Here is a 14,008-nt window from a genome sequence, read left to right on the forward strand (position 1 = left end):
GCACTCCCCTACGAGTCGTGCTGAACCTCTGATTGCTCAGCCCTTGGCAGCCAGTTCAATACGGACCTTGAACGACCGCCTTCGCGCATTAAGTTCCGCGATGTGAAAAGGGAAGGCCGCTGATCGACGCATTTTGGGCCGATGCTTCGAGGGCGGCGGTGCGCTGCGTTTACGCCGTATGTGTATCGGCGAAACTACAGACCAGAGAGATGTCTGCGCCCAAGTCGGGCAGAGAGAGGCGCTAACGGTCTCTCTGAGAGCTAGGACTACCTCATCGCCGGGCACGCTCCCGCGCCACGCCTCACGTTCAGCCAACAAAAAAGCCCCTGCACTGCCGGGGCCTCAGACTCGCTGGCGGAGAGAGAGGGATTCGAACCCTCGGTACAGGAGAACCTGTACGCCGGATTTCGAATCCGGTGCATTCGACCACTCTGCCATCTCTCCGTGTCGAAGCCCGCGATTCTAGCAGGCGGCGAAACCCCTCCTGGTTCTGCCGCAGCCGCTGTTTCGCCGTGCACAATCGCGCGACCCTTCCGCCGCCGCCATGCTCGTCGACACCCAGCCCGCCACCCATCAGCACGTTCCGGCCGCGCCAGAGGTGCGCGACGCCTGGGTCAATTCCCAGCTCGTGGGGGTGATGATGGACAACCTCGGGTCGACCCTGCTGCTGGGCGGGCTGTCGCTGCCGATCCTGGTCTATCTCATGGCCGGCGAGGTTTCCACCCCAGCCCTGGTGCTCTGGACGGCGGCCATGCTGATCAGCCTGGTGCTGCGGTTTCGACTCATCGGCATCTACCGCCTGCGCTACGACAGCGTGGACGGCCCGCAGCGCCAGGCGTTCATCGAGCGCTACGGCTGGTCCTGGCCCGCTATCGGCCTGCTCTGGGGCGGTCCGGTGGCGCTCAGCTACCTGCAGGCCAGTTTCATCACCCAGTTCGTCTGCGCCTTGCTGGTGGTGGGGCAGGGTCTGGTGACGCTGGCCGCCTACAGCGCCTACCGCCCCATCTACCGCTCCTATACCAACGCGCTGTCGCTGTCCGCCCTGATCGGCCTGGTGCTGGCCACCGTGCTCTATTTCGATCGCACCGACCCGCTGCAGACCACGGCCCTGTTCGCCGTGCTGGTGGTCTTCTGGGCCCTGCTGCAGATGGCCGGCGTGCGCCTGCACCAGGTCTACCGGTCCAGCTTCGAGCTGCAGTTCTCCAACCAGGAGTTGATCGACTCGCTCACGCTGCAGACGCGCGCTTCGCTGCGCGCCGTGTCCACCAAGAACCGATTCTTGGCTTCGGCCGCGCACGACTTGCGCCAGCCGGTGCACGCGCTCAGCCTGTACGCCGACTGGCTGGCCAGCGAGCCCGAGATGGCGCGCGACATCGCGCCGCGCATCCTGCAGTCCACGCGCGCCATCAACGAGCTGTTCGACTCGCTGTTCGACCTCACGCGCATCGACGCCGGCAACTACAAGGTGCGCTTGCAGCACGTGGAGGTGCACAAGCTGTTCGCCGACATCGCGCTGCAGTTCGAGCCCGTGGCCGCGGGCAAGCAGCTGCGGCTGCGCACCCGGGCCCAGCCGATCACGCTGTGGTCCGACCCGGTGGTGCTGCGCCGCATCCTGGGCAATCTGGTGTCCAACGCGCTGCGCCACACCACGCGCGGCGGCGTGCTGCTGGCGCTGCGCCGCCGCCAGGACATGGTGGTGTTCGAGGTCTGGGACACCGGCGTGGGCATCGCGCGCGAGCACCAGCAGGCCATCTTCCAGGAGTTCTTTCGCGTGTCCCAGCACCAGGGCACCGAGGACAGCCTGGGCCTGGGCCTGACCATCGTCTCCAAGCTGGCCACGCTCATGGGTTACCAATTGGCGCTGCAGTCCGAGGCCAGCCGGGGCAGCGTGTTTCGCGTGATGCTGCCGGCCTATACCCAGCAAGACGGCGCCGCCGACCCGCAGCCCACGGTGGTGGCACCGGGCTGAAAAAACAAAACCGCCGTGTGAACGGCGGTTGTGGCGGGGAGGGGCGCGGGCTTCAGAGGTCCAGCAGGCCGGCGGTGCGGGCCAGGTGGCTGGCCTGGGAGCGGCTCTTCACGTTCAGGCGGCGGAACAGCCGCCACAGGTGCACCTTGACAGTGTGCTCGCTGATCTGCAACTGCTCGGCGATGTCGCGGTTGGACAGGCCGCGGTCCAGCATCACGAGCAACTGCTTCTGGCGCTTGGACAGCTTGTCGGGAATGGTGGGGGCGTTCTCGTCCTCGACCTCATCGGCCAGGAATTCGCGCAGCACCTTGGCGATCTGGGCCGCGCCAGCGGACTTTTCCACGTAGGCGTCGGCGCCGGCCTCGCGGGCCAGGTCTTCGTAATCGGATGAGGGGGAGGCCGACAACACGATCAGCGAGGTGTCGGGCAGCATCTGACGGATCTCGCGCACACCGGAGACGCCGTTGGTGTCGGGCAGTTTCAGGTCGAGGCAGACCAGCTCGGGTTCACCGTGTTCGGCAATGGCCTTGCTCACCGAGGCCAGGCGCTCGAGCTCAACCACCTGGGTCGATGCGCGCAGGCGGCGCAGCAACATGACCACGGCCTCGCGCATCAGCGGGTGATCGTCAATGACAAAAATACTCATGTCAGGATGCGCAATTCATGATTTGGTTTAACGGCACAGCATATCGGCATATAACCGATTTGGCGATAGCCGGGCGCCCTTCCCCAGGGGCACGCTGAAGGCGGAGGAGGGTTGCGCTATCCGCCTGGGGGCCGATTGTGAACCAATTCAGGTGGCCGATTCGCGCAACTGCAGCAGCGCGGACGTGACGCGCTCCACATCATTGGGCGTAATCAAATGGGGCGCCAAGGCATCGAGCGCGGCCTTTCCCTCGGCCTGCAGCCGGGCCATGGCCTGGGCGGCCTCGCGCGGGGCGGCGAAGCCCTGGCTTTGCAGCAGCAGCTCGCCTTTGGCGTCGGCGAGCTTGAAATAGAAGAGGCCGTCCTTCTCGCGGTACTGCTTGAAGACCGGCAGGGCCGCCTTGGCGGCCTTGGCCGAAGCCCCGGCCCTGTCGGCCTGGGCGTCCAGCGGACGCAGGCCGACGGCGTGGCGCAGGCGTTGCGTGAAGGGGGTGGCGGTGGCGCGCGCCTTGGCCGCGCCCATCTTCAGGGTTTTCTCGATGCGCGAGGGGGCCTGGATCAGGTCGTCGTAGACCTCGCGCAGGGGCGCGATCTCGCGGTCCAGGCGCTCGAACAGCAGCTGCTTGGCCTCGCCCCAGGCGATGCCCTCGGCATAGGCCTTGGCGAGGGCGGCGGTCTCCTCGGCGCTGGCGAAGGCCTGGTAGAGCTGGTACAGGGCCGAGCCCTCGGTGGACTTGGGCTCGCCCGGCGCGCGCGAGTCGGTGACGATGCCCATGATGAGCTTCTTCAGCTGCTCGCGCGGCACGAACAGCGGAATGGTGTTGTCGTAGCTCTTGCTCATCTTGCGCCCGTCCAGGCCGGGCAGGGTGGCCACCTGTTCCTCGATGACCACTTCGGGCAGCGTGAAGTGCTCACCGTAGAGGTGGTTGAAGCTGGAGGCGATGTCGCGCGCCATCTCCAGGTGCTGGACCTGGTCGCGCCCCACGGGCACCTGGTGGGCGTTGAACATCAGGATGTCGGCCGCCATCAGCACCGGGTACATGAACAGGCCGGCGGTCACGCCGTCGTCGGGCTCGGCGCCGGCCGCGGCGTTCTTGTCCAGCGCGGCCTTGTAGGCGTGGGCCCGGTTGAGCAGGCCCTTGCCGGTCACGCAGGTGAGCATCCAGGTGAGTTCGGGGATCTCGGGGATGTCGGACTGGCGGTAGAAGGTCACCTTCTCGGGGTCGAGCCCGCAGGCCAGCCAGGTGGCGGCGATCTCCAGCGTGGAGCGCTGCACGCGGGCCGGGTCGCCGCTGGTCTTGATGAGTGCGTGGTAGTCGGCCAGGAAGTAGAAGCTCTCGACGCCGGGCAGGCGGCTGGCGCGCACGGTGGGCCGGATGGCGCCGACGTAGTTGCCCAGGTGGGGCGTGCCGGACGTGGTGATGCCGGTGAGGACGCGAACGGGATTCATATCAGAGCAGGAGCAGACGGATCGGGGTGAGCAGCCATTCGATGGCGCTGCCGGTGATGTTCATGAGCGGGCGCAGCCAGAGGTTGCCCACGATGCCCGTGACCACCAGCGCCAGCACGATGAAGAAGCCGTAGGGCTCGATGCGCGAGAAGGCGGCGGCCTGCTTCCAGGGCAGCAGGCCGGTGAGGATGCGCCCGCCGTCCAGCGGCGGCAGCGGGAAGAGGTTGAAGGCGAACATCACCAGGTTGACGACGAAGCCGGCGCGGCACATGGCGAGCCAGAAGCGCTCGCTGACACCGATGGACTGCAGCACGTAGAGCAGCAGCAGCCACAGCGCGGCCTGCAGCAGGTTGGAGGCCGGGCCGGCGAGGGCCACCCAGACCATGTCGCGCTTGGGGTTGCGCAACCGCCCGAAGTTGACCGGCACCGGCTTGGCGTAGCCGAACAGGAAGTTGCCGGCCGTGGCGAAGTACAGCAGCAGCGGCATGAGGATGGTGCCCAAGGGATCGATGTGCTTCATCGGATTGAGCGTGACGCGGCCGAGCTGCCAGGCCGTGGGGTCGCCGTAGTGGTGCGCCACGTAGCCGTGCGCCGCCTCGTGCAGGGTGATGGCGAACAGCACCGGGATGGCGTAGAGCGTGACCGTCTGGACGATGAGGGCGATATCCATGGGCGGATTGTCCCAGACGCGGGCGCCGGGGCGTCAGAGCCCCAGCGGGGCCAGCGAGCCCTGGCCCTGGCGCACCACCTCGGGTTCGCCGCCGGTGCCCATGGGCACCAGGTCGAGCACGGTGGTGGGCTCCAGTGCGCAGGCGCCGGCGTCGATCACCGCGTCCACCTCGTGTTGCAGGCGGTCGCGGATGGTCTCGGGGTCGTTCAGCGGGTGCGACTCGCCGGGCAGGATGAGCGTGGTGGCCAGCAGGGCCGCGCCGTGCTGCTCCAGCAGCTCGCGCAGCGCGCGGTGCTCGGGCACGCGCAGGCCGATGGTCTTGCGCGAGGGGTGGCTGACGCGGCGCGGCACTTCCTTGCTGGCCTCGAGGATGAAGGTGTAGGGCCCGGGCGTGGCGAGCTTGAGCAGGCGGTACTGGCGGTTGTCCACCTTGGCGTAGCTGGCGAGCTCGCTCAGGTCGCGGCACAACAGGGTGAGGTGGTGCTTGTCGTCCACCTGGCGGATGCGGCGCAGCCGGTCGGCCGCGGCCTTGTCGTCCAGGTGGCAGGCCAGGGCGTAGCTGGAGTCGGTGGGCACGGCGATCACGCCGCCGCGCTGCAGCACGGCGGCGGCCTGCTTGAGCAGGCGCGGCTGCGGGCTGTCGGGGTGGACGCTGAAGAGCTGGGACATGGGTCAGTCCTCCGGCGGGCGGATCGGCAGGTGGCCGCGCGCGGTGCGCCAGCCGCTGAGCGCGCCGCACAGCACGATGAGCGCCGTGCCGGCGAGTTCGACCGCCCCGGGCACGTGGCCGAACACCATCCAGCCGAAGGCCATGGCGAAGGCGATCTGCGAGTACAGGTAGGGCGAGAGCGTGGAGGCCGGGGCGCGCTGGTAGGCCATGATGAGCAGCAGGTGGCCGACGGTGCCTGCGATGCCCACCAGCACGAGCAGGCCCAGGGTGCGCCCGTCGGGGATGGCCTGCCACACCAGGGGCAACAGGGCGCTGGTGACCAGGGCGCCGACCCAGCCGGTGTAGAAGTGCATGGTCATGGGATCCTCGGTGCGCGCCATTCGGGCGGTGAGGATCTGGAACCAGGCGCTGAGCAGCACCATGGCCAGCGGCAGGGCGCTGGCCCAGCCGATGTCGCCGCCACCGGGGCGCACCACCAGCAGCACGCCCGCGAAGCCGCCGGCCACCAGCAGCCACTGCCCGGCCGAGACGCGCTCGCGCAGCACGGTGGCGCCCATCAGCGTCACGGCCAGTGGCGTGAACATGAGGATGGCCGTGAACTCGCCCACCGGCATGCGCTGCAGCGCCACGAAGCCCATGAGGCTGAGCGAAAGCAGCAGCGCGCCGCGCAAGAGCTGGAAGCGCGGGTGGGCGGTGCGCAGCGCGCTGCGGCCCCGGCGCGGCAGCAGCCAGGCCGTCATGGCCACCGCGTGGAACAGGTAGCGGAACCAGATGACCAGCAGCACCGAGACCACCGCGCCCACCAGTTTGACGGTGGTGTCGAGCACCGCGAAACAGGCCGTGGCCGCGATCAGCAGGGCGATGCCCGCGAGGGCGCGGGCGGCGGGGGCGGATGCGGTAAGGGCTGTCATGGTGCGGGCGCGCTCAGGCCTCCGGCGGCTCCACCGGCAGGCGCTGCTCGCGCGCGGTGAGCCAGCTCGCGCTCGCGCCGCACAGCACGATCAGGCCGATGCCGGCGAGTTCGAGCGCGCCGGGCACGTGGCCGTACACCAGCCAGCCGCAGAACATCGCGAAGCCGATCTGGGTGTAGAGGAAGGGCGAGATGGTGGAGGCCGGCGCGCGTTGGAAGGCCAGGATGAGCAGGAAGTGCCCGACCGTGCCCATGAGCCCGATGAGGCAGAGCAGCGCGAGCGTGCGCGCGTCCGGCACGGCCTGCCACACCAGGGGCAGCGCCAGGCTGGCGATCAGGGCGCCGACCCAGCCGGTGTAGAAGTGCATGGTCATCGGGTCCTCGGTGCGCGCCATCTTGGCGGTGAGGATCTGGAACCAGGCATAGAGGAAGACCATCCCCAGCGGGATCAGCGCGGCCCAGCCCAGCACTCCGCCGCCCGGGCGCACCACCATCAGCGCCCCCGCGAAGCCGCCTGCCACCAGCAGCCAGCGCAGCGGGGCCACGCGCTCGCCCAGGAACAGCGCGGCCAGCAGCGTCACCGCCAGCGGCGTGACCATGACGATGGCGGTGAACTCGCCCACCGGCATGTACTGCACGGCGACAAAGGACACCAGGCTCACCGACAGCAGCAGCGCGCCGCGCAGCGCCTGGTAGCGGGGGTGCTCGGTGCGCAGCAGCGCGCGCCCGCGCAGCGGCAGCATGACGGCCGTGACCGCCACCGCGTGGAAGGTGTAGCGGAACCACAGCGCCAGCAGCACCGAGACCACCGCGCCCACCACCTTGACGGTGGTGTCGAGCACCGCGAAGCAGGCCGTCGCGGCCACCAGGAAGCCGATGCCGGCCAGGGCCTGACCGGGCCGGGGCGCGGCAGCGCCCATCAACGCACCCGCTCTTCCAGCAGGGTCCACACGGGGGTCACGCTGCCGGGCAGGTCCGGCAGCTGCCCGAGGTCGGTGTGGCTCTCGTCGGGGCTGTGGAAGTCGCTGCCGCGCGAGGCGGCCAGGCCGAACTCGGCGCAGAAGCCGGCGTACTTGGCGTACTCGGCCTGGCTGTGGGCGCCGGTGACCACCTCCACCGCCCGGCCCCCGTGCTGCTTGAACTCGGTGAACAGGGCGTATTCCTCGGTGGGGGTGAACTTGTAGCGGCCCGGGTGGGCGACGATGGCGATGCCGCCGGCGCCGGTGATCCAGCCCACGGCGTCGCCCAGCGCGGCCCAGCGGTGCGGCACGAAGCCGGGCTTGCCCTCGCTGAGGTAGCGGCGGAAGACCTCGGGGATGTCCTTGCAGACGCCGGTGTCCACCAGGTGGCGCGCGAAGTGCGAGCGCGAGATCAGGTCCGGGTTGCCGACGTAGCGCAGCGCGCCGTCGAAGGCGTCCGGGATGCCGACCTGGGCCAGCCCATCGGCCATTTCGCGGGCCCGCTGCTCGCGCCCGCCGCGCGTGGCGCGCAGGCCGTCGAGCAGGGCCTGGTCGTCCGGGTCCATGCCCAGGCCGACGATGTGCACGGTGATGCCGGCGAAGGTGACGGAGATTTCCACGCCGGTGAGGTAGGGCAGGCCCTGGGCGCGGGCGGCGGCCAGGGCGCGCTGCTGGCCGCCGAGTTCGTCGTGGTCGGTGAGGGCCCAGAGCTCGACCCCATTGGCCTTGGCGCGTGCGGCCAGGGCCTCGGGCGCCAGCGTGCCATCCGAGACGGTGGAATGGCAGTGCAGGTCGGCGTTGAGCAGGGGGTTCACGCTTGCCATTGTAAAAGTGGGGGTATTGGCCGCGCTGTCACCGGGGTCGGCTCAGCCGGTGTTGCGCAGTCCCGCCGCGATGCCGTTGATGGCGATGTGGATGCCGCGCTTGGCCCGGCCCTCGTCGTCGGCATTCAGCGTGCCGGCCCGGTGCCGGCGGATCAGCTCGACCTGCAAGTGGTGCAGCGGGTCGATGTAGGGGAAGCGGTGCTCGATGGAGCGGCGCAGCGCGACGTTGCCCGCGAGGCGCTCGCGCTCGCCGGTGATGAGCGCCAGCGCCTGTGCCGTGCGCTGCCACTCGGCCTCGATGGCCATGAACACGCGCCGCCGCAGGGCCTTGTCCTCCACCAGCTCGGCGTACAGCGAGGCGAGCGCCAGGTCGCTCTTGGCCAGCACCATGTCCATGTTGGACAGCAGGGTGTTGAAGAAAGGCCAGTCGCGGTGCATGCGCTTGAGCAGCGCGGCGTTCTTCGGGTCCGCGGCGACGAAGGCCTGCACCGCCGAGCCGAAGCCGTACCAGCCCGGCAGCGTGAGCCGGCACTGGCCCCAGCTGAAGCCCCAGGGAATGGCGCGCAGGTCCTCGATGCGGCCCGTGGCCTTGCGGCTGGCGGGGCGCGAGCCGATGTTGAGCTCGGCGATCTCGCGGATCGGCGTGGCGCTGAAGAAGTAGTCGGCGAAGCGCGGCGTCTCGTAGACCAGCGCGCGGTAGGCCGACATGCTGGCTTGCGACAGCGCCTCGGCCGCTTTCAGGAACGCGGGCGAGGCGTCGCGCGTGGGTTGCAGCAGCGTGGCCTCCAGCGTGGCGGCCACCAGGGTTTCCAGGTTGCGCCGGCCGATCTCGGGGTTGGCGTACTTGGCGCCGATCACCTCGCCCTGTTCGGTCAGGCGGATCTGGCCGCGCACGGTGCCCGGTGGCTGCGCCAGGATGGCCTGGTAGCTCGGCCCGCCGCCGCGTCCCACGGTGCCGCCGCGGCCATGGAACATCCGCAGGTTGATGGGCTTCTTCTTTCCCGCATTGAGCTCGTCGAACAGCGCCACCAGGGCCGTCTCGGCCTGGTAGAGCGACCAGTTGCTGGTGAAGATGCCGCCGTCCTTGTTGCTGTCCGAGTAGCCCAGCATCACGTCCTGCTCGCCGTAGCCGTCGGCCGCGCCACGCTGCACCATGGCCCGCACGCCGGGCAGGGCGTAGTAGTCGCGCAGGATGGGCGCGGCGTTGCGCAGGTCTTCGATCGTTTCGAACAGCGGCACCACGATCAGGTCCGCCAGCGCGCCGTCGTTCAGCGTGCCGTGCAGCAGCCCGGCCTCTTTCTGCAGCACCAGCACTTCGAGCAGGTCGCTCACGGTTTCGGTGTGGCTGATGATGGCGTGGCGGATGGCCTGCGGGCCGAAGCGCTCGCGGCCGCGCCGCGCCGCCTCGAAGATGGCGAGTTCGCTGCGCGTGTGCTCGCTGTAGGCGGTGCCGGGCACGCGCAGCGGGCGCACGTCGTCGAGCGCGCGCAGCAGCACGGCGCGCTTGGCGGCTTCGTCGAGCGCGCCGTAGCCGGGCGCCAGGCGCGCGGCGGCCAGCAGCTCGGCCACGGCGAGCTCGTGCTGGTCGGAGCTTTGCCGCAGGTCGATGGTGGCGAGGTGAAAGCCGAACACCTCCACCGCGCGGATCAGGCCGCTCAGGCGCATGTCCACCAGGGCTTCGCCGTGGTGGGCGCGCAGCGAGGCCTCGATGGTGCGCAGGTCGGCCAGGAAGCCGGCCGCGCTGGCGTACGGGTCCTGCGGCGCCACGGCGTGGCGCGCGGCCTCGCCGCCGGTGAGCGCGGTGAGCGTGGCCGCCAGCCGCGCGTAGATGCCGGTGAGCGCGCGGCGGTAGGGCTCGTCCTGGCGGTGCGCGTTGGTGTCGGGCGAGCGCGCGGCCAGGGCCTGCATGGCCTCGCTGGCGCCCACCAGCATGCCGGACATGGACAGCTCGCCGCCCAGCAGGTGCACCTGGGTGAGGTGGTGGCGCAGGGCCACCTCCGCCTGGCGCCGCAGCGCCAGCTCCAGCGTGTCGGCGGTGACGTTGGGGTTGCCGTCGCGGTCGCCGCCGATCCACTGGCCCATGCGCAGGAAGGGCGCCACGGGTCGGCCCAGGCCGGCCTCCAGTTCGGCATACAGGCGCGGGATCTCGGGCAGGAAGGTGCTCTCGTAGTAGCTGAGCGCGTTCTCGATTTCGTCGGCCACGCTGAGCTTGGTGAAGCGCAGCAGCCGCGTCTGCCAGAGCTGGGTGACGCGCGCGCGCAGTTGCGCGTCGATGACCGCCTGCTCGCGCGGCGTGGCCTCGTCGCGCGCCGCCAGCAGCCGCGCGATGGCGCGCTCGGCGTCCAGGATGCTCTTGCGCTGCACCTCGGTGGGGTGGGCGGTGAGCACCGGTGATAGGTGGGCGCCGGCCAGCGTGCGCGCCACCTGGGCGGGCGCGACGCCGGCCTCGCGCAGGCGCCCCAGCGCGAACGCCAGGCTGCCGGTCTGCGAGCGTTCGCCCGCGCGTTCGTGCACGGTGCGGCGGCGGATGTGGTGGCGGTCCTCGGCCAGGTTGGCGAGGTGGCTGAAGTAGGTGAAGGCGCGGATCACGCTCACCGTCTGGTCGGCGCTGAGCGACTTGAGCAGCTTCTTCAGCGCCTTGTCGGCCGAGCGGTCGTCGTCGCGGCGGAAAGCCACCGAGAGCTGGCGGATGCGCTCGATGAGTTCGAAGGCGTCCTTGCCCTCCTGCTCGCGGATCACGTCGCCCAGGATGCGGCCGAGCAGGCGGATGTCGAGGATCAGGGGTTGGTCCTTGTCGCGTCGGGCGGCGCCCGCGGTGGATCGGCTCATGGCGGGAGGGGCCTTGACGGAAGGCTTACCAAAGGTGGGGGAGGGGGCATGCTAGCATCGCCCGCGCCCTGTTCCGGTTCCGAAACGGGTACCGAATTCCCCCGTGTTCCGCGCTCCGTCAGCCGGGTGTCAGTCCTTCGAGTTTGCCCATGTCTTCGCCCCCGGCCATCACCATCGCCACGCGCGAAAGCCGCCTCGCCCTGTGGCAGGCCCGGCACGTGCAGTCCCTGCTCGAAGCGCGCGGCCACGCGGTCACGCTGCTGGGCATGACCACCCTGGGCGATCAGATCCTCGACCGCACGCTGTCCAAGGTGGGCGGCAAGGGCCTGTTCGTGAAAGAGCTGGAGCACGCGCTCGCCGACGGCCGCGCCGACATCGCCGTGCACTCGCTCAAGGACGTGCCCATGGAGCTGCCCGAGGGCTTTGCGCTGGCCTGCGTGATGGAGCGCGAGGACCCGCGCGACGCCTGGGTGTCGCCGCACGCGACGGGCCTGGCCGATCTGCCCCAGGGCGCGGTGGTGGGCACCTCCAGCCTGCGCCGCGTCGTTCTGCTGCGCGAGGCGCTGGCCGCGCTGGGCCGCGCCGACGTGCGCATCGAGCCCCTGCGCGGCAACCTCGACACGCGCCTGCGCAAGCTCGATGAGGGCCAGTACCAAGGCATCGTGCTCGCCGCCGCCGGGCTCAAGCGCCTGGGCCTGGGCGATCGCATCCGCGCCGTCTTCGAACCCACGCAATCGCTGCCGGCGGCGGGGCAGGGCGCTCTCGGCATCGAGGTGCGCGCCGACCGCGCCGACCTGATCGAAGCGCTGCGCCCGTTGGCGCACCAGGCCACCTGGCTGCGCGTGGCGGCCGAGCGCGCCGTCTCGCGCGCCATGGGCGGCAGCTGCTCCATGCCGCTGGCCGCGCACGCCGAATGGGTGGGCGAGCGCCTGTGGCTGCGCACCGCCTGGGGCGAACCCGAGGGCGCCGCCACGCTGGTGCGCGCCGAGGACACCGCCTCGGTGGCCAGCCTGGACGAGGCCGAGGCCCTGGGCGCGCGCGTCGCCGCCGCCTTGCGCGCTGCCGGCGCGCACGCCCCGCACGGGGAGGCCTGAGGCCTTGGCCGCCGCTGCCGCGCACGCCATCGAACGGGTGATCGTCACGCGTCCCGAGCCCGAGGCCGGGCGCTGGGTGGCGTCGCTGCGCGAGCGCGGCTGGCCCGCCGAGGCCTGGCCGCTGCTGCGAATTGCCGAGCCGCCCGAAGGCCCGGCGCTGGAGCGCTTGCGCACCTGGCGCGCGGCCTGGCCGAAGCAGGACGCGCTGATGTTCGTCAGCAGCGCCGCCGCGCAGCGCTTCTTCGCCGAGCCCGTGGCGCCGCCGAACGCACACACGCGCTTCTGGGCGCCTGGCCCCGGCACCGCGCGCGCGCTGGCGCAGGCGCTGTGGCCGCTCGGCGTGGGCGAGGACCGCATCGACACGCCCCCGCCGGCGGCCGAGCAGTTTGACTCCGAGCACCTGTGGCCGGTGGTGCGCACCCAACTCGCGCCGGGCCGGCGCGTGCTGGTGGTGCGTGGCACCAGCGGCGCCGCCGAGGGCGACCCGTCGGGCCAGGGCCGCGACTGGCTCATCGAACAGTGCCGCGCGGCCGGTGCCGAGGTCGAGGCCTGCGTGGCCTACCGGCGCGAGCGCCGGCCGCCCGGCGAGGCCGATCGCGAGCGCCTGCGCGCCGCCAGCGGCCCCGCCACCGTGTGGCTGTTCAGCAGCAGCGAGGCGGTGCAGGCCCTGCAGGGCCACTGGCCCGCCGGCGCGCGCGCGGTCGCCCTGGCCACGCACCCGCGCATCGCCGAGGCGGCGCTGGCCCTGGGTTTCACCCGGGTGATCCGGTGCCGTCCTACATTGGCCGACGTGGGGCGCGGCCTAGAATCCTGGGCATCTGCCTCGCCATGAACGCACCCGACAACGATCCCGCGCCCGTGGCGGCCCCCGCGCCCAGCGCCCCTTCCCCCACCAGTCCTGCGCCCGACGCGCCGCGGCGTGCGGGTGTGGGCCTGACCCTGCTGGCGCTGGTGGTGGCCGCCGCCGCGCTGGTCATGGCCGGCATGATGTGGCAGCGCCTCAACCTCACACAGGCCGAACTCGCGCGGCGCGCGCACGACGCCGAGCTGCAGGTGGTGGAGGCCCGCACCGTCGCTTCGCAGGCCGAGGCACAGGTGCAGGAGCTGCAGGCGCGCCTGGGCGTGGCCGAGGTGCGCCTGTCGGAGGTCAGCCTGCAGCGCAGCCAGCTTGAGGAGCTGATGCTTTCGCTGTCGCGCTCGCGCGACGACAACCTCATCCAGGACCTCGAAGCCTCGCTGCGCCTGGCGCTGCAGCAGGCCCAGCTCACCGGCAGCGCGCAGCCGATGGTGTCCGCCCTGCAGGCGGCCGACCAGCGCATCCAGCGCGCCGCTCAGCCGCGCCTGAACCCGGTGCAGCGCGCCATCGCGCGCGACGTCGACCGCATCCGCGCCGCCGCGCTCGCCGACATTCCCAACCTGGCCTTGCAGATCGATGAACTGGTGCGCCAGGTCGACGGCTGGCCGACGCTCAACGCCGTGGGCGTGGAGCGCGCCGCGCCGCGCAAGCCGCGCCGGCCCGCGCCGGAGGCGGGCGCGCCCGCCGCGGCACCCGACGCCCCCGCCGCCGACGCGGACCCAGCCGCCGACGCCTCGCCCTGGCAGCGCTTCGCCGAGCGCTGGAACCGCTGGTGGCGCGAGGCCTTCGGGCAGGTCGTGCAAGGCTCGCGCGACCTCGTGCACGTGAGCCGCATCGACCACCCCGAGGCCGCGCTGCTCGCACCCGAGCAGGCCTTCTTCCTGCGCGAGAACATCAAGCTCAAGCTGCTCAATGCGCGCCTGGCCCTGCTGGCGCGCCAGATGAGCGCCGCGCGCGCCGACGTGGTGGCCGTCGAAGGCCTGCTGCAGCACTACTTCGACACCAGCGCGCCGGCCGTGGCCAGCGCGCTCGGCGGCCTGGGCCGCCTGCGCCGCGACCTGGTGGCGCAGGACCTGCCGCGCCCCGACGACACGCTCGCGGCGCTGGCCGCGGCCGCCGGAGGCCGCTGATG

12 protein-coding genes and 1 tRNA gene are annotated in these 14,008 nt (G+C 71.2%); 4 read left to right on the plus strand and 9 right to left on the minus strand.

The window, feature by feature from the left end:
• Positions 1–352 precede the first annotated feature (352 nt).
• Positions 353–444 (minus strand) — tRNA-Ser (locus tag SOM08_RS05350).
• Between the two features lie 100 nt (positions 445–544).
• Here SOM08_RS05350 and SOM08_RS05355 point away from each other — a divergent pair.
• Positions 545–1,969, plus strand: coding sequence for a sensor histidine kinase (locus SOM08_RS05355; protein ID WP_116958250.1), 1,425 nt, complete (start codon positions 545–547; stop codon positions 1,967–1,969).
• 52 nt (positions 1,970–2,021) lie between these two features.
• On the opposite strand, the gene SOM08_RS05360 is transcribed toward SOM08_RS05355, so the two are convergent.
• The 8 genes from SOM08_RS05360 to ppc form a co-directional block, all read right to left on the minus strand.
• A complete protein-coding gene (locus tag SOM08_RS05360) occupies positions 2,022–2,615 on the minus strand; it encodes a LuxR C-terminal-related transcriptional regulator (RefSeq protein WP_009517829.1) in 594 nt (197 codons plus the stop codon).
• 147 nt (positions 2,616–2,762) lie between these two features.
• Positions 2,763–4,064 carry a tryptophan--tRNA ligase gene (locus SOM08_RS05365; protein ID WP_322470200.1) on the minus strand — a complete coding sequence of 434 codons (1,302 nt, stop codon included), beginning with the start codon at positions 4,062–4,064 and terminating at the stop codon, positions 2,763–2,765.
• Position 4,065: 1 nt separating this feature from the next.
• Positions 4,066–4,734 (minus strand): site-2 protease family protein, encoded by a 669-nt coding sequence (locus SOM08_RS05370; RefSeq protein ID WP_116958248.1) that lies wholly within the window; start codon positions 4,732–4,734, stop codon positions 4,066–4,068.
• A 33-nt stretch (positions 4,735–4,767) separates the two neighbouring features.
• A complete protein-coding gene (locus tag SOM08_RS05375; RefSeq protein WP_322470201.1) occupies positions 4,768–5,403 on the minus strand; it encodes an L-threonylcarbamoyladenylate synthase in 636 nt (211 codons plus the stop codon).
• Positions 5,404–5,406: 3 nt separating this feature from the next.
• Positions 5,407–6,315, minus strand: a complete 909-nt coding sequence (locus tag SOM08_RS05380) for a DMT family transporter (protein ID WP_322470202.1) — start codon at positions 6,313–6,315, stop codon at positions 5,407–5,409.
• A 13-nt stretch (positions 6,316–6,328) separates the two neighbouring features.
• On the minus strand, positions 6,329–7,234 hold the full coding sequence (locus SOM08_RS05385) for a DMT family transporter (protein WP_070399017.1): 906 nt from the start codon (positions 7,232–7,234) through the stop codon (positions 6,329–6,331).
• Positions 7,234–8,097: a 3',5'-nucleoside bisphosphate phosphatase gene (locus SOM08_RS05390; RefSeq protein ID WP_322470203.1), complete on the minus strand. Its 864-nt coding sequence runs from the start codon at positions 8,095–8,097 to the stop codon at positions 7,234–7,236. Before SOM08_RS05390 ends, SOM08_RS05385 begins: the two co-directional genes overlap by 1 nt.
• Positions 8,098–8,139: 42 nt before the next feature.
• Positions 8,140–10,926: a phosphoenolpyruvate carboxylase gene (ppc, locus tag SOM08_RS05395; protein WP_116958243.1), complete on the minus strand. Its 2,787-nt coding sequence runs from the start codon at positions 10,924–10,926 to the stop codon at positions 8,140–8,142.
• A 149-nt stretch (positions 10,927–11,075) separates the two neighbouring features.
• Between ppc and hemC the strand changes: the two genes are divergently transcribed.
• From hemC to SOM08_RS05410, 3 genes are read left to right on the plus strand one after another with little or no spacing between them, the layout of a single operon-like run.
• Positions 11,076–12,020 carry a hydroxymethylbilane synthase gene (gene hemC / locus SOM08_RS05400; protein ID WP_322470204.1) on the plus strand — a complete coding sequence of 315 codons (945 nt, stop codon included), beginning with the start codon at positions 11,076–11,078 and terminating at the stop codon, positions 12,018–12,020.
• A gap of 4 nt (positions 12,021–12,024) precedes the next feature.
• On the plus strand, positions 12,025–12,852 hold the full coding sequence (locus SOM08_RS05405; protein ID WP_245980865.1) for a uroporphyrinogen-III synthase: 828 nt from the start codon (positions 12,025–12,027) through the stop codon (positions 12,850–12,852).
• Positions 12,849–14,006 carry a uroporphyrinogen-III C-methyltransferase gene (locus SOM08_RS05410; protein ID WP_322470205.1) on the plus strand — a complete coding sequence of 386 codons (1,158 nt, stop codon included), beginning with the start codon at positions 12,849–12,851 and terminating at the stop codon, positions 14,004–14,006. Before SOM08_RS05405 ends, SOM08_RS05410 begins: the two co-directional genes overlap by 4 nt.
• The last annotated feature ends 2 nt before the right edge of the window (positions 14,007–14,008 follow it).

Origin of the sequence: Hydrogenophaga sp. SNF1 (genome assembly GCF_034421675.1) — a bacterium.
GTDB classification, from domain to species: domain Bacteria; phylum Pseudomonadota; class Gammaproteobacteria; order Burkholderiales; family Burkholderiaceae_C; genus Hydrogenophaga; species Hydrogenophaga borbori.